This window comes from Mesorhizobium sp. M8A.F.Ca.ET.202.01.1.1 (assembly GCF_004791595.1).
Classification (GTDB): domain Bacteria; phylum Pseudomonadota; class Alphaproteobacteria; order Rhizobiales; family Rhizobiaceae; genus Mesorhizobium.
The window spans coordinates 259,805-276,888 of sequence record NZ_SRUN01000001.1; the positions used below are offsets into that span (position 1 = coordinate 259,805).

The following is a 17,084-nucleotide window of genomic DNA, read 5'->3' on the forward strand; positions in this document are numbered from 1 at the left end:
CGGCACTAGACAGCACCGCGGCGGCAATGTCTCGCTTATTCGCAAAACACCAATGCCGGCGCCTCACGCGCACTGAATTGCTGAAGCGTAATTTGACGACTGAGGCGATCGGCTTAAAAAGGGCCGGGAACTTTCGCGAGGCTGCAAGTCGGGAGACGGACATGAACGACGAAGCCGACGACGACAAGGACATCGTGAACCAGCTTGCCTATGTCAGGGCCGATCCAAGCCAGCACGACACGCTGACGCTTCTGGCCATGATCGACGCGGCGATTTCCGAGATCATGGGGTTGAGGACGGCGCTGCGGCTGAGCGAGGAACGCAACAGCCGCAGCGCTCAGCTGCAATAAGAATCCGAACCAGCGCTGTTTTGATCCGCGTCGGTCATCATCTGCCGGCCCGCGCCGCCCGCCCAGGCGCGCCATCTCCGCTCGTTACCCCGGTGGGATTGCCTTGAATGGACGCATGGCGACGGTCCGGGCATTCGAATCCAGGTCTGTCCATCGCAGCAATGATGGATCGCGCGCCGCCTCAATGGCTTGGTTGACCCAGATCAAGGCCCTGCCTGCGTTCATCCTGTCTTCTCCGCCAATGGCAATCATCAAACGGAGAACGAACGTGCCCAGCTACGACATCATGGTTATCGCGGCGGTCCTGATCAGCTTCGGCTTTTTTTCCGGGACTCTGGCCTTCGCCACGTTCGACGAATCGCGCCGGCACTCGGACAAGGCGCCCCGCGGCGAAGCTTCCGGCGCGCGCGCCCATTAGTCGCGCTGCCTAGTCCGCGTCAGCCATCATCTGCCGGCCGCCACCGCCGGCCCAGGCGCGCCATTGCCGCTCATCGCCATGGAAGACGTTGAGGTCGATGCGACCGGTCACGCCATGCGACAGGCCGGAACCGGAATACTGCCAGAACAGCCACTTGCGATCGGGATAGACCTTAGACGGATGCCGGGCCACGGCGCGCAGCCAGAAGGGATAGTCTGGGAAGGCGCCCCGAAGGTTGTCGCGATAGAAGTCGGGCGACGTGTAGATGATCGGCCGCTGGCCGTAGTGACGCTCCAGCTTGTCCATGAACACCTGCATCTTCTCCAGCACCTTTTCGCGCGACGGCCGGCGCTGGCAGCTGGAGTCGCCGTTCCACTCGACGTCGATCACGGGCGGCAGCGCACCGTCGACCTTCGGCACGTTGCGGATGAACCAGTCGGCCTGTTCGCCGGCGGTGCGGCACCAGTAGAAGAAATGATAGGCGCCACGCTTCAGCCCGGCGGCCTGCGCGCCGCGCCAGTTCTTCATAAACATCGGGTCGAGGTGGTCGCCGCCGTCGGTCGCCTTTATGTAGGCGAAGTTGGCGCCCTGGGCGCGCAGCTTTTCCCAATTCACGTCACCCTGCCAGCGCGACACGTCGACACCGTGCACGGCAAGGTGACGGGGCGACGAGCGGCCGAAATTGATCGGCTTGGCATCGCGGAAGCCGTAGCGCGTGACCGGTCCTGCGAGCATGGGCGGTGCCGCCCGCGACAACAGCTTCGGTGGCGACACCAGGGCAGCTTCCTCGATCGGCGGCTCGGCGCTGTCGGGCAGTTCGGGTGCGGGAAACGCCACCGTCTCTTCCTCCGCCAGGCCAAAGGGGCGAGCGGTGTCGTCCGCGGACGCAACCTCAACCCTCTTGCGCGGCGCGTTTGCCCTGGCCACCGGAACGGACGCGATCGGCGCGCTTGGCCGCACCACCGAACTGGTCGTTTCATTGGATGGCTTCTGCATGTCGAGCGCGTCCATGCCCGACGTCGACGAACAGCCGGCGAGGCACAGCGATGCGATCACGAAACTGATGACGCCTGATAACCGCATCTGGACCTGTACTCAAACACAACAGACCGAAGGCGACGGCCGACGGACAACCAGACGAGTTATGAACGAGAAATTACCAATAAAGTTTGAATCAAGTTTTTTACCATAGCTGTGGCCCCTTTCAGACAGTCGCCGGCGGCGGCCCGGCCAAGCCTTGACAGCGCCATGATGTGGCTGTTGAGAACGGCATGCGGCGTTTGCGCCGGCGTTCCCAAAATTCTTGAAAAGGCGCCGGGCCACGCGGCTGGCTCGTCAACGACAAGCTCGACGAACTCAGGAGCCTGCTCGACAGCGGCAGCTGAGAAACACTTTCAAAAGGGAGCTTGCGTGCAGTCGTTCATCGACCAAAGCGTTTGTTTCATCGAGAACCATCAGGCCTGGGCCGGCCTCGTGGTCGGGCTGCTGGCCTTCGGCGAATCGCTGGTGCTGGTCGGCATCCTGTTGCCCGGCACCACGGTGCTGATCATCGTCGGCGGCCTGGTGGGCGCCGGTGTCGTCCAACCCTTGCCCGTTCTCCTCGCCGCGATGATCGGTGCGGCGCTCGGCGACACCATCTCCTATTTTCTCGGCAAATGGCTCGGGCGCGGCGTCGTCCACAAATGGCCGCTCAACCGCTATCGCCGTGAGATCGCCAGGGCGCGCCTGTTCTTCCATCGCTACGGTTTCGCCGCGGTTTTCGTCGGCCGCTTCTTTGGTCCGGTGCGTGCCACCGTGCCGCTGGTCGCGGGTATGATGGGCATGAACAGGCGCCGCTTCCAGATCGCCAACATCCTGTCGGCGATCATCTGGGCGCCGGTCGTGCTGTCGCCCGGATGGCTGGTGGCGAAAGGGGCCGACAGCCTGCCCGAACTCGACGCGACCAGCCTGTTCGGGCTGGCGGTTATCGCGGCCATAGTGGCGGCGATCATCGTCGCCGTGATTGTCATCAGGCTGCGAGGCAGGCGCGATGCCCAGACCTAGGGGATGGCGCCATGCGTCAGCCGCGTTTCCTGAAGACGCCGATCATCGGCCCCAGGTTCCAATAGTCGTCGTTGCGGCCAATGGCCGGAGCGAGCAGACTCGATATAGTGCCGTCGAGGAAGAGTGCGTTGTCGCAGCCGAGCGCGTCGCGAAACAGGCGGGCGAAGGCATGGAATGTCACCGTGCCGTTCGAGATGGCAAAGACGGCGACGCCATCCTTTCGCACCCCGACGCCATCGCGGCTCTTGCGCGACGTGCCGTCGGACCGGAATTTCGGGTGAAGCTGGCCGTCGATCACCAGCATCGGCCCTGATTGCGTTGCATAGTCGGTGGCTGGCCGCTGCCTGACGAAGTCCCTGGTCGCCCGCACCGCGGCCTTGCCGCCGCCGATATAGAAGATGCCGTTCGGCTGCAGCGAAAAATTGCCGCTGCCCGATCCCGTCTTCACACCGGCCATTTCCCGGCCGCGCTCGACATAGAGGCCGACCGGCCTGAGGTCGGGGTGATACATGCCCGCATTGATGGCAAACAGCATGGTACGGCCGACCGCACGCTGGGCGTTGTCGAGATTGTGCAGCGACTGAAAAGGCTTGCCGCCCTGATCCTTCCAGAACAGTTCGATCGAATACAGTTTTGGATCGACCTCGCAGACGAGAAAGCTGCCGGCCTCGAAGGCGACATCACGGCACGGCGGCACCGAAGCGAACCACTGGCCGAACGCCATTGTCGTGGCAAGCGCGTGCGGCAACGCGGCCTTGACCAAAGTCAGCAACAAGGGCGCCGAATGCAGGAGTGTCAAAAAATCCATGCGCGTTCCGGATTGTCGGTTCCAACGAGTTGTCGTGGATAGCACCGCTTGCCGGTACGATGAAGGATTTGCTCAGGGGAAGCGTGGACTATGGCCCGGGGACGGCCCGCGACGGCTATTTGACGGCGCTGACCAGCTTCTCTTCGCCGGCGAGAATGGAGACCCAGCGCCCGGTGTTGTCACTCGCCTGTCTTTTCAGATAGCGATACGGCGTCTGGTTCCAGAGACGAACCTTGTCGACAAGATTGTCGAGGATGAAGTCGCCCTTGTCGGTGCGTACCGTCAGCACGGCATGGCCTTCGCCGTCCGGCTTGCGAACCACCGTCATCAGGAGATTGGCTATGGCGATGCCCAGGCTGTTGAGCTCACGCCGCTTTTCCAGCGCGTAATCCTCGCAATCGCCGAAGCCATTGTCCGGATAGGCCCACCATTCCTCCTTGCCGTAATTGTCCATGTCGCTCATCGGCTTGACGCGCGTGTTGACCGAAAGGTTTACGGCACTGATCTCCCGCAACAGCTTGCCAGTCATCTGTTCCGGCTCGCTGTCGGGTGAACGGATGGAGCACTCGGCAGCATGGATCTTGCAAAAATCATAGTGGCCGATTGGCTGCGAGGTCGAGCCGCCGATGACCATGGAAGCGGGAGCCGCGTAGGCGGAATTCGCCGCCGAACAGAAAGCAATCAGGGCAATCGCAAGCCCCAGCCCCTTCGCCTTGCGGCGCAAACCCAACGAGGATGCCATGCGGCTCCGCCATCTGTTTTTTGTTAACAGAACGTTAAAGGCGGACATTGCCGGAAGTCAATGAAGGCGTCCGATCACATCTTCGGGCATGGGTTGATGCGCTCCAGGCGGTTGCAGCAGCGCAACACCGCAAGCGTGCCGGTTCGGCCTAGGCTAGCCATCCCATAGCCACGCCGAGCAGCAGGACGACCCCGAGCGCGCCGCGATAGATGACGAAAGGCCAGGCGGAGAAGCGTTCGAGCACGCGCATCAGGCCCCAGATGGCGAAGAAGGCCGATATCGAGGCCACGAGCAGTCCCACGCCCAGAACCGACCATCCATGGGCGTCGAGATGCGCCTTGTGCAGTTCCCACAATTCCTTGAGGCCGGCGAGCGCGATGGCCGGCAGTCCGAGCAGGAACGAGAAACGCGCAGCCTCCGCCCGCTTGAAGCCAAGCCCCAGTGCCGCCGTCAGCGTCGAGCCAGAGCGAGAGACGCCCGGGATCAGCGCGCCAACCTGCGCGACGCCGACAAGGAGCGCGTCGGCGAGCGACGCTTCGCCCACGGTGCGCTTGTGACGGGCGAAAATCTCGGCCAGCGCCAGCAGGACCGCCATGGCGATGCAGGCCCAGCCAATCACGCTCAGACTGCGCAACGGCGAATTGCAGGTGTTGAGGACGCCCGAGAGCGCCACGCCGGCGATGACGATGGGGATCGTCGCCAGCACGATCCACAGCGCCAGACGGAAATGCCGGTCGGCAAAATCGCGGCGCGTGAGGGCATCGAGTGATCCAAACAGGAGATCCCTCACGTCGCCCCAGAAATAGCTGACCACCGCTGCAAGGGCCGCCAGCTGCATGGCGGCGGAGAAAGCCGAGCCCGGGTCCTGCCAGCCAAGCACAGCCGGCACGATGCGCATATGGGCGGTCGAGGAGATCGGCAGCAGTTCGGTGATGCCTTGCACAAGGCCGAGGAAAGCGACCTTGGCAAATCCAAGGCCGACAAAGCCCGTGTCGACGCCTTGCGTGCAGATATCAGCCATGTCGGTTCCATGCGGGAGGGATCGGACTTGCGAAGGCACGATCGGCGGCGATCAATGCCGGGCAAGCCATACCGCTATGCGGCGGAGAATCAATTTACGGATTTGTAAGCTGGCGGCCCGAACGGGCGTCATTGCGTCGCGTGGCGGCGGACACATTGCAATACGCTTGCGGGCCGCGCCACCCGCATCCAAACCGGCCCACGGGCCGGCCAATGATGTTCATGGAAGATCGCAAGGCTACTCAGGGGCACAGCCACAGTTTCTGGCAGGTCCTGGCGATCACATGCGCCGGCGGGACAACCGGTTCATCGAGGGAAGGCCGGCGAGCCCGCTCAAGCAGCATGCGCACCTGTTCCGGGCGCACACGGTCGCGCTCCATCACAAGCAGGACCATCGGATCGCTCAAAAGCTCGTCCAGGGTGCTGATGCTGTCGTTCATCCGTCGTCTCCTCGAATGCCGGGCCCGCGACGCATAGATAGGGTGACAAAGATGGCCCGCCAATGACGCTTTGCCGGCTATCGCGTGTCTCTTTGGATTAATTTTTGGTCATCCCGGGGCACGTCGTCCTGTTGACGAGAAGGAGGAAGCTAGGCCGGCGGAGCGCCTTCATATTGCGGCAAGCCGTCGTCAAGCATCACCCAGGGCTGTTTCGAGGCGGTCCACATATGCATCTGTGGCCTGAAGAACGACGGGTCGTCCAGCGAACCGGTGGTCACGCCGATGATGCCGGCGGAATCGCGCCGCGAAAACATCGTTGTGCCGCAGTTCGGGCAAAACCCGCGCTTGAGGTCCGGCGAGGTGTTGACCGTGGCCAACCGGCCCTCGACCGTCACATCGTCGATGCGGAACAGAACACGCGCATTGAAGGCCGCGCCGATCGCCTTCTGGCAGAGCCGGCAGTGACAGATGCGCTCGTTGATGGGGTCGGCGTCGGTGCGGTAGCGCACCGCCTTGCACAGGCATCCGCCTTCGTATTTTGCCATCGCCTGAATCCATTGGTGGAGTGAACAGGCGGCAAGGTAGCGGCGAGGCCGATTGGGTCAATTGAAAAGCTTTGATACAACGTCATCGATTATCGTGATGCGGCAGGACCGTCATGACACCGGACATCGAAACGATCGGCATTGCGGACCTGTTCGGGCCGCCCTCGCCCGCCCGCGACCGCGCCGACGCCAGGATCATGGCTGCCGCGGCAGGCATCGGTTTCCTGGCGGTCCGGGATTTTCCCGGCGATGACTGGCTGACGCCGGAAAAGCGCGCGCGATTGCTGCGTATCTTTGCGCTTCCCGATGCCGGCAAGCAGGAATTGCTGCGCTGGAATTTCGATCACACGAAGAAGAATTTCTACCGCGGCTGGTTTCCGCTGCAGCCGCAAGCCGTTTCCTACAAGGAAGGCATCGACATGGGGCCGGACCTTGCCGATGCGGCGCGAGTCTCGACCTCCGACGATCCCCTGTGCGAGCCGACACCACTACCGGCCGAAAATGCCTTGCCCGGCTGGCGCACCGCCGCGGCCGACTACTACCGCGCGATGGAGACGGTCGGCACCATGCTGATGCGGTCGATCGCACGCGGGCTTGGCCTGCCTGAAACGATCTTCGATGCCTATTTCGCTGGTGGCATCTCGACGCTGCGGCTGATCCGCTATCCCCTGCGCGACGCCAGTGCCGGCGTCGACACAAGCGGGCCGGAGTTTTCGGTGACCCACAAGGGCGAAACGCGCACCATCATCGGCCGCGAACATGCCGATTCAGGCTTCGTCACCTTGCTGGCGCAGGACGGCGTCGAGGGCTTGCAGGCAAAGAACCTCGCCGGCGAATGGATCGACGTGCCTCCAGCCAATGGCACGCTGGCGGTCAATTTCGGCCAGTTGCTGGAGCGCTGGACCGGTGGTCGCGTGCGGGCGACACGGCACCGGGTCATTGCACCGAAAACGGTGCGGTTCTCGATCCCGTTCTTCTACGAGCCGCGCGTCGATGCGGAAATCTCGCCCCTGCTATTGGAGGGCGCCGAGCCGTTCGAGCCGTTTCTCTACGGCGACTATCTCTGGGAGTCGGCGACGAACTTCGTCGAGATGAGCGGCATCAAGCATCTGAGGCAGCCGCGCCGGGCCAAGGCTTCCTGAGCAGCACGCCGGCCGTCTCGCTGGAGACGGCCGGCGGCGATCGCAGGGTCATTCGGCTTCGCCGACCACCTCGTCCCAGCTCTTCACCTTGGTCTGGCCATCGAGGAAAGGCAGTGCGGCGGCCGTCAGTTCCGGAGCGAAGAAGACGTCGTAGTGGGTGCGGTTGGGCAGGATGGCGAGACGGTTCTGCGACAGGTTCTCACGCATCCAGCCGGCATCCTTCAGGCCGCCACCGAGCATCTGGTAGAACTTGATCTCATGCTCGGGCTTGTACATGTCGCTGTCGCCGTAAGCGAGCATGACGGGCATCTTCAGCTTGGGAACGTCGGCGGAGAAGTCGTAGTTCTGGCGCATGAAATTGCCGAGCGCGTCGAGCAGCTTCGGGAAGTCCTCTGGATGTGGCGCGACGGCGACGTAGGATTTGTACATCGGTGTCTCTTTCATGAACGCCGCGGCGGCGGCACTTACCTGCGCCTGCTGCGGACGCATCTCGTCATAAAAGCCGTCGGCGGCGTAGCCGGTCGAGACAAGGACCAGCCGGCGCACAACCTCGGGATGCTGGACCGCCATGCGGAAGGCAACGCCGCCGCCCAGCGAATAGCCCATGACGTCGACCTTGTCGTAGCCGAGTGTCTTGACGATACCAGCCATATCATCGCCGATCGCCTCCAGGGTGAATGGCCGGTCGCCAAGCGCGGTGCGGCCGTGCCCCTGCAGGTCGACCCCGATGACGGTACGGTTCTCGGCAAGCTTGGCCAGGATCGGCGCGAACATGTCGATGGAGCCGAGGCCGCCATGCAGCAGAAGCAGCGGCTCACCCTTGCCATAGATAGCGTAATAGTAGTTCACGCCGTTGATCGGCAGCAGGCCGGATTTTTGCGGCTTCGGCAGCGTTTTCGTTTCGGTGGTCATGGCGGGCTTCGTCTCCTCTGCATTGATGGTGCCCGGACAAGCGAGAAACGCCGCGGCCGAAGCAAGAATGGCAAAAAACAGGGTTCTGGACATATCGGTCTCCTCCTGGTCGACCGATGTCAAAGCGTCCTGGCGAGGTCTTCGAGCTGGTCGGTGCATTGCCCCCAACCCGCGTGAAAACCCATCGCCTCGTGCTGCTGCCGGTCGGCGACGCTCCAGTGCCGGACGCGCGCGATGTAGCGGGTCTTGCCCTCGCCTTCGTCCTCGAAGGTCAGCACGCCGGTCATGAACGGTTTTTCCGACGGCTCCCACGCCTGGGTATAGGCATCGGTGAAGATGATCTTCCTGCCGGGAACGACTTCCAGGAAAACCCCGGGATTGGGGAATTCATCGCCGTCAGGACCGGCCATGACGACGAGGCTGTTGCCACCCGTGCGCACGTCCATCTCGGCACGCGGCGTCGTCCACGGCTTTGGCGCGAACCATTGCGTGATCAGGGTCGGGTCGGTCCAGCAGCGATAGACGTTCTCGCGCGGTGCATCGATGATGCGGGCGAGAACCAGTTCGCGGTCGTTGGCGGGGGCGATGTCGAGCTTGGTGGCCACTATTTTCTCCTCGGGATTCGGCTTGATCTGGCTTCCGTCCCAAGGACGAGCCAATGCAACGCAACCCGACATGCCAGGTGAAAAATTCTGGAGACTGTGCGTGCTTCGGGCGAAGGCGCGCGTCAGTGGCGCTTGGCTTGCACCAGATAGGCGTCGATCTCTGACTCGCCGAGCCACTTGGCTGCTTCCAGACGATGCAGTCCTTCGACAAGTATGTGCCGCTTGCCATCGTGGCGGACCTGGATCGGCGTCTTCATGCCGTTTTCCAGGATATCCTCGGCGAGATGCCGGACGGTCTCGGGATGCAGCGTCTTCTTGCGCGCGGTGGGCACGTAGATGTCGTCGACCTTGACCTTTTGCACCCTGAGCATGCCTGTCCCCATGGCGGAACTGCCGCCGTCTTTCTGAGATAGTCGGTTTGCTCGGGAGGGCCAAGGGCCCGGCTAAGGAATGTCGACCTACAGGCCATCGCCGGCTCGAAAGCCCTCGCCCAAGTCATCCGCCGGTTTGCCTGCAGCCGCGCGTTTCGATAAGGCGTCTCGCGATCCAAACAAAGGCCACGGAACAATTCACATGAGCAAATCCCTCGTCACCTTCGTGGGCGTCGCCCATCCCTGGATGTGCGACGTGATGGGGCACATGAATGTGCGCCATTACGCCGCGATGTTCGACGATGCCAGTTTCCAGCTCCTCGGCCATATCGCCGGACAGGAGGGCGGCCAGGGCTCCCAGAACGGATGGGCCGACGTGCGCACCGAAATCGACTACCGGCATGAAACGAAAGCCGGCTCGCTCCTCACCATCCGCTCGCATGTGGTCAAGGTCGGTCGCACCTCCATCACCTTCGAACAGGTGATGTCCGGATCGATCGATGGCATCGTCCATGCATCGAGCCGGACGACCAGCGTGCGCTTCGATCTCACCGCCAGGGCCTCGGTGGCGCTGGATGAGCCGATGCGCGACCGCGCCGCGGCCTTCCTTGTCGAATAGACCCGCGTCGACCCGTCAATCGCTGTAGATTCGATCCTGCAGGGGCGTTTCGGCGATCAGGGCCTGAATTCCGGACAAAAGCGCCTTCTCGGCCCGATTCATCGCCTTGTCGGGATTGGTCAGCAGGAAGATGTCGATGGCCGGCGGCGCATCGTAAGGCGGCAATCGCCACAGCATACCATCGGCCACGTCGCGCCGCGCGACATGCAGCGGCAGCGGGCCGATGCCGAGCCCTGCCACGATCATGCGCCGCACCTCCTCCAGGCTGGACGACACGCCGACGACATCGGCATTCAGCTTGGCCTCGCTGCGCAGCAACGCCACCGGCCGCAAGGCGTCCGAAATGTGATCGGTCTGGAAGGACACGGACGGCTCGCCCCGCAGATCCGCAAGCGTCAATCCGGTCTTCCCGAACAGCCTGTGCTGCGGGCCACAGAAGAAGCCGAAGAACTCGCGATAAACCATCGTGTAGTCCAGTGCCGGATCGCGCTGGCTGACCAGGCAGATGCCGAAGGAAGCGCGGCGCTCCCGCACCTGCTTGGCCACTTCCGTGCTTGCCGCGACCGAGATGGTGATGGAGCCGCGCGGGTAGTTGCGGTGGAATTCCGCCAGCGCCCGGTCGAACAGCGGCGACACGACATGGCTGGCGGTCGCGATCATGACGTGGCCGGTGACGTCGTCGCTGATCCCGCGCATCAGCAGCGGCAGTTGCGATATGGTGCCGAACACCTCCACGCTCTGCTCATAGATCAGGCGCCCGACCTCGGTGAGTTCGAAGCGTGTCGCATCACGCTCGACCAGGCGCCGGCCAACGCGATCCTCCAGGCGCCGCAACGCGTTGCTGACGCTGGGTTGCTTGAGGTTCAGGCGCTCGGCTGCCCGGGTGATGCTTTTCACCTCCGCGATGACGACGAATGTGCGCAGCAGGTTCCAGTCGAGGTCCCAGACCAGCCGTTCGGGGCGAGGCAATGCCATTCCTGGTATCTATGCTCCCTATTCCCATTATCTATTTGCGCAATGCTGGAGCAAAGGCAATCATTGACATCAGGAGAGCGCCCCAACGCCTCCCAAGAACAAGCCTTCGCGCTCCATCCAGAGGACAGAAATTCAGATGAACAAGGTATTTTCCGGCATCGCGGTTGCAGCACTGCTGCTTGCTTCGGCCTTCACCGCCGTTTCGGCCAGCGCCGACGATCTCGAAACGATCAAGTCGGCAGGCGAACTGAAGATTTCGATGAGCGGGCAGTATCCCCCCTTCAACTTCGTCAACGACCAGAACGAGGTTGTCGGCTTCGACGCCGATATCGGCAAGGCCATCGCCGAACGCATCGGCGTCAAGGGCACCATCATCACCACCGCCTGGGACGGCATCATCGCCGGCCTGCTCGCAAACAAATACGACACCGTGGTCGGCTCGATGACGATCACGCCCGAGCGCGAGAAAGTCGTCGATTTCGTCGGCCCCTACTATCACGCCGGCCGCGCGGTCTTCGTGAACCAGGATTCCAAGGTGCAGAGCCTCGACGACCTCAAGGGCAAGACCCTTGGCGTGACGCTGGGCGAGACGCACGAGAAATGGGCGCGCGCGCAGGGTGGCTGGGATGTCCGCACCTACAAGGGCTTGCCGGAATTGTTGCTGGAATTGAAGGCGGGCCGTGTCGATGCCATCGTCGTCGACAACATTCCGGTCATGGTCGCCGTCAAGGAAACCGGCGAGAAGGTGCGCAAGCTCGACACGCCTGACATCGAAGGTGGCAGCGTCGCCATCGGCATAGCCATCCGCAAGGACAATCCGGAGCTCAAGGCCGCCATGCAGAAGGCATTGGACGGGATGATGGCAGACGGCACCTACGAGAAGATCTCCAAGCAGTGGGTCGGCACCGACATCCGCTAATTCCATCCGGTTTTCAGGCGGCCAGGTCGCCTGAAAACCAAACGACATTCCTGCCGGGTAGACCCCATGGATTTCTCCTTGATGAGCCGTGTCTTCCCGTTTTTCGTGGAAGCGGCGCTCGTGACGCTGGAACTGACAGTGCTGGCCCTGGTTCTGGGGCTGGCGGCCGCGGCGCTGGCGGCGGCCGCCCGGATGTCGAGATCGGCGATCCTGCGGGCCGTCGGCACTGTCTATGTCAGCCTGTTTCGCGGCACACCCTGCCTGATCCAGCTGTTCGTGTTCTATTTCGGCGGACCGCAGATCGGCATCAATCTGGAGCCGTTCACGGCTGGCGTGATCGGCCTTGGCCTCAACATCGGCGCCTATATGGCGGAATCGATCCGGGGCGCCGTGATGGCGGTCGACCGCGGCCAGACGGAGGCTGCCCGCACAATCGGATTCAGCCGTTTGCAGACCATGCGCAAAGTCGTGCTGCCGCAGGCCGCGAGGCTGATGATCCGCCCGCTCGGCGTCAACACGGTCGCCTTGCTGAAGGGGTCCGCGCTGGTGTCCACCATTTCGGTGGTGGAGTTGACCTATACGGCCCAGCGTTTCATCGGCTCCACCTACAAGCCGTTCGAGATTTTCGGCGTCGCGGCCCTGCTTTACATGATCATGGTCTACGCCATTGCCCGCATTGTCGACTTGCTCGACAAGCGCTTTGCCATCATCTGATCGGGGAAGTGTGATGCAAGGTCTCGATTTCAGCGTGGTCGTGCCGTACTGGGACCTTCTTCTGACAGGCGCCTGGTGGACATCGGTGCTGACGGTCTCGGCTGGAGCCCTCAGTTTCGCCTTCGGCATCCTGTTCGCCGTCATCGTCCTCTACGCACCGGCGATGCTGGCCTACCCCGTGCGCGCCTTCATGTGGGTGTTCATGGGTACGCCGCTGTTGCTGCAACTTTTCCTGATCTATTTCGGGCTGGTGCAGATCGGCATCGACATCCCTGCCCTTGCCGCCGGCATCATCGGGCTTGGGCTGCATTTTGCCGTCTACAATGCCGATGTCATTCGCGCGGGCATCGTGGCGGTCGACGTCGGCCAAACGGAAGGCGCGCGCAGCATCGGCTTCGGCAAATGGCAGGCGCTGCGCTACGTCGTCATACCGCAAGCCATCCGCAACACGGCGCCGCCGATCGGCGGCAACCTGATCGCGCTGCTGAAGGAATCCTCCATCGTCTCGGTCATCGGTATCGCGGAGCTGGTCCACTCGGCGCAACTGGCGATCAGCGAAACGTTCCGCCCGTTCGAATTCTACATTACGGCTGCCGTGCTCTACTACATTCTCAACCTTGTGCTCGAGGCGGCCTTGCATCGGTTTGAACGGCATGTGGAGGTTTCCCGATGAGCACGCAGAGGCCAATGGTGGAGGTGCGCGGGGCACGCAAATCCTTCGGCGCCGTCGAGGTTCTCAGGGGCATCGACCTGTCGGTCGAGCGTGGGCAGATCGTGGCGATCATCGGGCCGAGCGGCTCCGGGAAGAGCACGCTGCTGCGCTCGATCAATCATCTCGAGACATTGAACGGTGGCGAAGTCTGGCTGGACGGCGTGCAGGTCAACCAGCCACTGCATGGCCAGGCCTTCGAGCGGCACATCAACAAGGTGCGCCAGCAAATGGGCATGGTGTTCCAGCACTTCAACCTGTTCCCGCATCTGACCGTGATCGAGAACATCACCATGGGGCCGGTGATCCTGAAAGGCATGCCGAAAGCCGATGCCAAGGCGCTCGCGCACGAGCTCCTCTCCAAGGTCGGGCTCGCCGACAAGATCGACGCCTACCCCTCACGGCTTTCGGGCGGCCAGAAGCAGCGTGTGGCGATTGCCCGTGCTCTGGCCATGCAGCCCAAGGTGATGCTGTTCGATGAAGCCACTTCGGCGCTCGACCCGGAACTGGTCGACGAGGTCAACGCGGTGATGAAACAGCTTGCCGCCGAACACATGACCATGCTCATCGTAACGCATGAGATGCGCTTTGCCGGCGAGGTCGCCGACCGGGTGCTGTTCATGGATGGCGGCGTGGTTGTCGAGGAAGGCCCGCCAGCCGAGATCTTTCGCGCGCCGCGAAAGGAACGCACGCGCGGCTTCCTCAAGAAATATCTTTCCGCCTGAGCATGATGATGACCAGATATCCCACGGAATTCCCCGATTTCGGACTGACGGCGGAGCAGCGCCGCCACGCGGTTCGCGGCCACTATTACGAGTGGCCAGGCATGGATGGCGAGCGCGGCGAGATCTGGTGCTACAGCGACCGGTTTTCGTATCGCGCCGGCGAGACGGTTACGCTGCATGTCAGTTCCACAGCTCCGTCATTCAGCATGACCATCACCCGAGACGGCGGCACCGAGACGAAAGTGTTCGAGACATCCGGCATCGCGTCGCGCTGGCAGGACAGCCCGGACCAGTGCTCGGCCGAAGGCTGCGGCTGGGAATCCTCCTTTGAATTCCGTGTGGAAAACGACTGGCCGTCCGGCGCCTATCGCGTGACTCTGACCGCCGACGGGCGCGACGGCAAGCCGATCCAAAGTCACCACATCTTTATCGTCTCGCCCCAACCGGGCAAGAAGCCGGGCCGAGTGCTGCAGGTGGCGGCGACGGGCACCTGGCTCGCATACAACACCTGGGGCGGTTCCAACCATTATCAGGGCATTACCGGGCCCGACCGCGACCAGTACTCGCCCATCGTGTCGACGCAGCGCCCCTGGTGCCGCGGCTTTGCCGTGCTGCCTGCGGACGCGCCGCGCGTGCCGCTGGAAGTCGCGGTGCCGCCGAAGACGGTGCCGCGCTATCCGCACATGGAATGGGCGCTCGCCACTGGTCATTCGAAGAAATACGCCTCGTCGGGCTGGGCCAGCTACGACAGCCACTTTTTTCGCTTTGCCGAACGGGCCGGCTATGATGCCGATCTGACCAGCCAGCACGACCTGCATTTCTCGCCCGAGATTCTCGACGGCTACGACTGCGCGGTCTTCGTCGGCCATGACGAATACTGGACCTGGGAAATGCGCGATGCCGTCGACTTCTATGTCGAGCGCGGCGGCCATGCGGCGCGCTTTGCCGGCAATTTCATGTGGCAAACCCGGCTGGAGGATGAAGGCCGCCGGCAGGTTTGCTACAAATACCGCGCGCGGGCCGAAGACCCCGCCTATCGCGGCGGCGACGTGACACGCGCCACCAATTCCTGGGAAGCGCCCGAAATCGGCAGGCCGGGTGCCGCGACCTTCGGGCTCAACGCCACCCGTGGCCTTTACGCGGGCTGGGGCGGCTGCGCGCCGCGCGGCGTGCGCGGGTTTCCGGTCTACCGGCCAGAGCACTGGGCCTTTGCCGGGACCGGCATCTATTATGGCGACCTGCTGGGCGCCGACAGCCATGTCTATGGCTATGAGGTCGACGGGCTCGATTTCGAGATCCGTGGCGGCCTGCCCTACCCGACCGCGACCAGCGGCGCGCCCGATGGCTTGCAGGTGCTGGCCGTCGGCATGGCCAGCCAGGTCGAGGAAAGCGCCGACATCCCGGTCGAGGACCAGTTCCTCACCGACGAGGATGGCCGCTTCAGCGCCGAGACGCTGTTCGGCGACAGGAGCGACGCCAATCTCGAAAAGGTCAAACGCAGCAATGGCATGATCGTCAATTTTCCACGCGGCAAGGGCGAGGTGTTCCACGCCGGAAGCTGCGAATGGGTCGCCGGCCTGCTAAGACAAGACCCGATGGTCGAACGGGTTACCCAGAATGTCCTCGATCGCTATCTTGGAAAGTCCTGACATGTCGAAAGTCCAGCATGCCGCCGAAACTCGGCGAGAATCGCATCTCTTCTATCTGTCCAGCCTGCGCCGACCGCTCATCGATCGCGCCGAAGGCATCTACATGTGGACGCAGGATGGCCGCCGTTTCATCGACGGATCGAGCGGCCCGATGGTCGCCAATATCGGCCATTCCAACCGCAATGTGCTCGATGCCATGAAGCGGCAGATGGACCGCGCCACCTTCGCCTACCGGCTGCATTTCGAAAACGAGCCAGCGGAAGAACTGGCGCGAGAACTTGCCGGCAAGCTTCCGCAAGGCATGGACCGCATCTTCTTCGTCTCCGGCGGCTCGGAGGCGACGGAATCCTGCATCAAGCTGGCCCGGCAATGGGCCGTCGCCACCGGCCAGGCCGGCCGCTGGAAAGTGATCACCCGCTTTCCTTCCTATCATGGCGGCACGCTGGGTTCGCTTTCGATCACCGGCGACGATGCGCTGGCCGAGACTTTTACGCCGATGATGCGGGTGATGCCGACCGTGCCGGCACCAACCGCCTGGCGCGACCGCGACAATTTCTCGATGGAGCAGCGCGGCGTCCGCTACGCCGACATGCTGGAGGAAAAGATCCTCGCCGAAGGCCCCGAAAGCGTCGTCGCCTTCATCATGGAGCCGATCGGCGGCGCGGCGACCGCCGCGCTGGTGGCGCCCGACAGCTACTATGCGCGCATCCGCGAAATCTGCGACCGCTACGGCATCCTGCTCATCCACGACGAAGTGATGAGCGGTGCGGGCCGCACCGGCAAATTCCTCGGCGGCGACCATTGGAACTGCAAGCCGGACATCGTCGCGCTGTCGAAAGGGCTGGGATCGGGCTACGCGCCGCTCGGCGCGCTGGCGGCGCCGATGCGGCTGGTCGAGCCGCTGCTCGCCACCGGCGGCTTCCAGCACGGCCACACCTATGCCGGCAATCCGCTGGCCTGCGCCGCCGGGCTTGCGGTGCTGGGCGAAATGGACCGGCTCGACCTGATCGCCAATGCGGCTGCCATGGGCGATGTGCTGATGGACGGCCTGAAGGCACTTGCGAAACGCTTTCCATTCATTGCCGATGTGCGTGGCAAGGGGCTGCTTACGGGCGCCGAAATGGTCGCCGATCCGGAAACTCTGAAGCCGATCGACCAGCCCAAGAAAGCGACGCAACGGCTGCTCGACCTCGCCTATGAGCGCGGACTGATCATCTACGGCCGCAGGGTCAAGGGCGGCGTCGACGGTGACAATTTCATGGTGGCGCCGCCGATGATCGTCACCAGCGAGCAGGTCGGCGAGATCATCTCCATCATCGGCGACTCGCTCGAAATCCTGGCCGGCGAACTGGACCTGCCGGTCGAAGGCCGAGGGTAG

The 17,084-nt window shown here is 63.2% G+C and carries 21 protein-coding genes; 11 read left to right on the forward strand and 10 right to left on the reverse strand.

The features are described 5' to 3' along the window. The first annotated feature begins 161 nt into the window (after positions 1 to 161). Both EN845_RS01515 and EN845_RS01520 read left to right on the forward strand, forming a co-directional pair. Positions 162 to 350, forward strand: a complete 189-nt coding sequence (locus EN845_RS01515) for a hypothetical protein (protein ID WP_127276106.1) — start codon at positions 162 to 164, stop codon at positions 348 to 350. Between the two features lie 115 nt (positions 351 to 465). Further along, positions 466 to 768 carry a hypothetical protein gene (locus tag EN845_RS01520; protein WP_127869520.1) on the forward strand — a complete coding sequence of 101 codons (303 nt, stop codon included), beginning with the start codon at positions 466 to 468 and terminating at the stop codon, positions 766 to 768. A gap of 9 nt (positions 769 to 777) precedes the next feature. Here the strand turns inward: EN845_RS01520 and EN845_RS01525 are convergent, their stop codons facing one another. Next, the gene (locus EN845_RS01525; RefSeq protein ID WP_127869521.1) at positions 778 to 1,851 is read right to left on the reverse strand and encodes a GH25 family lysozyme; all 1,074 of its coding nucleotides are present in this window, start codon (positions 1,849 to 1,851) and stop codon (positions 778 to 780) included. Positions 1,852 to 2,178: 327 nt separating this feature from the next. On the opposite strand from EN845_RS01525, the gene EN845_RS01530 reads away from it, so the two are divergent. Continuing rightward, complete coding sequence (locus tag EN845_RS01530; RefSeq protein WP_127869522.1) at positions 2,179 to 2,811, forward strand: DedA family protein; 633 nt, start codon at positions 2,179 to 2,181, stop codon at positions 2,809 to 2,811. Positions 2,812 to 2,827: 16 nt separating this feature from the next. On the opposite strand, the gene EN845_RS01535 is transcribed toward EN845_RS01530, so the two are convergent. From EN845_RS01535 to EN845_RS01555, 5 genes are all read right to left on the reverse strand, one after another. Then, positions 2,828 to 3,619 (reverse strand): phosphodiester glycosidase family protein, encoded by a 792-nt coding sequence (locus tag EN845_RS01535; RefSeq protein ID WP_127869523.1) that lies wholly within the window; start codon positions 3,617 to 3,619, stop codon positions 2,828 to 2,830. A 115-nt stretch (positions 3,620 to 3,734) separates the two neighbouring features. After that, complete coding sequence (locus EN845_RS01540; protein WP_127869524.1) at positions 3,735 to 4,361, reverse strand: transglutaminase-like cysteine peptidase; 627 nt, start codon at positions 4,359 to 4,361, stop codon at positions 3,735 to 3,737. 148 nt (positions 4,362 to 4,509) lie between these two features. Continuing rightward, entirely contained in the window at positions 4,510 to 5,382 is an 873-nt protein-coding gene (locus tag EN845_RS01545) for an undecaprenyl-diphosphate phosphatase (protein ID WP_127869525.1), read from the reverse strand. Between the two features lie 241 nt (positions 5,383 to 5,623). Further along, a complete protein-coding gene (locus EN845_RS01550) occupies positions 5,624 to 5,821 on the reverse strand; it encodes a hypothetical protein (protein WP_127276118.1) in 198 nt (65 codons plus the stop codon). 149 nt (positions 5,822 to 5,970) lie between these two features. Further along, a complete protein-coding gene (locus EN845_RS01555; protein WP_127276120.1) occupies positions 5,971 to 6,366 on the reverse strand; it encodes a GFA family protein in 396 nt (131 codons plus the stop codon). A 113-nt stretch (positions 6,367 to 6,479) separates the two neighbouring features. Here EN845_RS01555 and EN845_RS01560 point away from each other — a divergent pair, with 113 nt between their 5' ends. Next, positions 6,480 to 7,508, forward strand: coding sequence for a 2OG-Fe(II) oxygenase family protein (locus EN845_RS01560; protein WP_127869526.1), 1,029 nt, complete (start codon positions 6,480 to 6,482; stop codon positions 7,506 to 7,508). Between the two features lie 48 nt (positions 7,509 to 7,556). Here EN845_RS01560 and EN845_RS01565 read toward each other — a convergent pair whose 3' ends face one another. The 3 genes from EN845_RS01565 to EN845_RS01575 form a co-directional block, all read right to left on the reverse strand. Then, a complete protein-coding gene (locus tag EN845_RS01565) occupies positions 7,557 to 8,513 on the reverse strand; it encodes an alpha/beta hydrolase (protein WP_127869527.1) in 957 nt (318 codons plus the stop codon). A 26-nt stretch (positions 8,514 to 8,539) separates the two neighbouring features. Then, a complete protein-coding gene (locus tag EN845_RS01570; protein WP_127869528.1) occupies positions 8,540 to 9,025 on the reverse strand; it encodes an SRPBCC family protein in 486 nt (161 codons plus the stop codon). A gap of 122 nt (positions 9,026 to 9,147) precedes the next feature. Then, the gene (locus EN845_RS01575; protein ID WP_127276129.1) at positions 9,148 to 9,396 is read right to left on the reverse strand and encodes a ParB N-terminal domain-containing protein; all 249 of its coding nucleotides are present in this window, start codon (positions 9,394 to 9,396) and stop codon (positions 9,148 to 9,150) included. A 202-nt stretch (positions 9,397 to 9,598) separates the two neighbouring features. On the opposite strand from EN845_RS01575, the gene EN845_RS01580 reads away from it, so the two are divergent. After that, complete coding sequence (locus tag EN845_RS01580) at positions 9,599 to 10,015, forward strand: acyl-CoA thioesterase (RefSeq protein WP_127869529.1); 417 nt, start codon at positions 9,599 to 9,601, stop codon at positions 10,013 to 10,015. Positions 10,016 to 10,030: 15 nt separating this feature from the next. Here the strand turns inward: EN845_RS01580 and EN845_RS01585 are convergent, their stop codons facing one another. Continuing rightward, positions 10,031 to 10,990: a LysR family transcriptional regulator gene (locus tag EN845_RS01585; protein WP_127869530.1), complete on the reverse strand. Its 960-nt coding sequence runs from the start codon at positions 10,988 to 10,990 to the stop codon at positions 10,031 to 10,033. Between the two features lie 136 nt (positions 10,991 to 11,126). Between EN845_RS01585 and EN845_RS01590 the strand changes: the two genes are divergently transcribed. The 6 genes from EN845_RS01590 (at position 11,127) to EN845_RS01615 (ending at position 17,084) form a co-directional block, all read left to right on the forward strand. Continuing rightward, the gene (locus tag EN845_RS01590) at positions 11,127 to 11,909 is read left to right on the forward strand and encodes an ABC transporter substrate-binding protein (protein ID WP_127869531.1); all 783 of its coding nucleotides are present in this window, start codon (positions 11,127 to 11,129) and stop codon (positions 11,907 to 11,909) included. Positions 11,910 to 11,975: 66 nt separating this feature from the next. After that, positions 11,976 to 12,623, forward strand: a complete 648-nt coding sequence (locus tag EN845_RS01595) for an amino acid ABC transporter permease (protein WP_127869532.1) — start codon at positions 11,976 to 11,978, stop codon at positions 12,621 to 12,623. 13 nt (positions 12,624 to 12,636) lie between these two features. Continuing rightward, positions 12,637 to 13,296 (forward strand): amino acid ABC transporter permease, encoded by a 660-nt coding sequence (locus EN845_RS01600; protein ID WP_127869533.1) that lies wholly within the window; start codon positions 12,637 to 12,639, stop codon positions 13,294 to 13,296. Continuing rightward, positions 13,293 to 14,057 (forward strand): amino acid ABC transporter ATP-binding protein, encoded by a 765-nt coding sequence (locus EN845_RS01605; protein WP_127869534.1) that lies wholly within the window; start codon positions 13,293 to 13,295, stop codon positions 14,055 to 14,057. The genes EN845_RS01600 and EN845_RS01605 overlap by 4 nt, the downstream gene beginning before the upstream one ends. An 8-nt stretch (positions 14,058 to 14,065) precedes the next feature. Beyond that, positions 14,066 to 15,706 carry a N,N-dimethylformamidase beta subunit family domain-containing protein gene (locus EN845_RS01610; RefSeq protein WP_127869535.1) on the forward strand — a complete coding sequence of 547 codons (1,641 nt, stop codon included), beginning with the start codon at positions 14,066 to 14,068 and terminating at the stop codon, positions 15,704 to 15,706. 1 nt (position 15,707) lies between these two features. Next, positions 15,708 to 17,084: an aspartate aminotransferase family protein gene (locus tag EN845_RS01615; RefSeq protein ID WP_127869536.1), complete on the forward strand. Its 1,377-nt coding sequence runs from the start codon at positions 15,708 to 15,710 to the stop codon at positions 17,082 to 17,084.

What these genes read in the sequence shown, in the direction of transcription:
- EN845_RS01515 (WP_127276106.1), top strand. Translation starts at nt 162, where the DNA reads ATGAACGACGAAGCCGACGACGACAAGGACATCGTGAACCAGCTTGCC.
- EN845_RS01520 (WP_127869520.1), top strand. Translation starts at nt 466, where the DNA reads ATGGCGACGGTCCGGGCATTCGAATCCAGGTCTGTCCATCGCAGCAAT.
- EN845_RS01525 (WP_127869521.1), bottom strand. Translation starts at nt 1,851, where the DNA reads ATGCGGTTATCAGGCGTCATCAGTTTCGTGATCGCATCGCTGTGCCTC.
- EN845_RS01535 (WP_127869523.1), bottom strand. Translation starts at nt 3,619, where the DNA reads ATGGATTTTTTGACACTCCTGCATTCGGCGCCCTTGTTGCTGACTTTG.
- EN845_RS01540 (WP_127869524.1), bottom strand. Translation starts at nt 4,361, where the DNA reads ATGGCATCCTCGTTGGGTTTGCGCCGCAAGGCGAAGGGGCTGGGGCTT.
- EN845_RS01545 (WP_127869525.1), bottom strand. Translation starts at nt 5,382, where the DNA reads ATGGCTGATATCTGCACGCAAGGCGTCGACACGGGCTTTGTCGGCCTT.
- EN845_RS01550 (WP_127276118.1), bottom strand. Translation starts at nt 5,821, where the DNA reads ATGAACGACAGCATCAGCACCCTGGACGAGCTTTTGAGCGATCCGATG.
- EN845_RS01555 (WP_127276120.1), bottom strand. Translation starts at nt 6,366, where the DNA reads ATGGCAAAATACGAAGGCGGATGCCTGTGCAAGGCGGTGCGCTACCGC.
- EN845_RS01560 (WP_127869526.1), top strand. Translation starts at nt 6,480, where the DNA reads ATGACACCGGACATCGAAACGATCGGCATTGCGGACCTGTTCGGGCCG.
- EN845_RS01565 (WP_127869527.1), bottom strand. Translation starts at nt 8,513, where the DNA reads ATGTCCAGAACCCTGTTTTTTGCCATTCTTGCTTCGGCCGCGGCGTTT.
- EN845_RS01575 (WP_127276129.1), bottom strand. Translation starts at nt 9,396, where the DNA reads ATGCTCAGGGTGCAAAAGGTCAAGGTCGACGACATCTACGTGCCCACC.
- EN845_RS01580 (WP_127869529.1), top strand. Translation starts at nt 9,599, where the DNA reads ATGAGCAAATCCCTCGTCACCTTCGTGGGCGTCGCCCATCCCTGGATG.
- EN845_RS01585 (WP_127869530.1), bottom strand. Translation starts at nt 10,990, where the DNA reads ATGGCATTGCCTCGCCCCGAACGGCTGGTCTGGGACCTCGACTGGAAC.
- EN845_RS01590 (WP_127869531.1), top strand. Translation starts at nt 11,127, where the DNA reads ATGAACAAGGTATTTTCCGGCATCGCGGTTGCAGCACTGCTGCTTGCT.
- EN845_RS01595 (WP_127869532.1), top strand. Translation starts at nt 11,976, where the DNA reads ATGGATTTCTCCTTGATGAGCCGTGTCTTCCCGTTTTTCGTGGAAGCG.
- EN845_RS01600 (WP_127869533.1), top strand. Translation starts at nt 12,637, where the DNA reads ATGCAAGGTCTCGATTTCAGCGTGGTCGTGCCGTACTGGGACCTTCTT.
- EN845_RS01605 (WP_127869534.1), top strand. Translation starts at nt 13,293, where the DNA reads ATGAGCACGCAGAGGCCAATGGTGGAGGTGCGCGGGGCACGCAAATCC.
- EN845_RS01610 (WP_127869535.1), top strand. Translation starts at nt 14,066, where the DNA reads ATGACCAGATATCCCACGGAATTCCCCGATTTCGGACTGACGGCGGAG.
- EN845_RS01615 (WP_127869536.1), top strand. Translation starts at nt 15,708, where the DNA reads ATGTCGAAAGTCCAGCATGCCGCCGAAACTCGGCGAGAATCGCATCTC.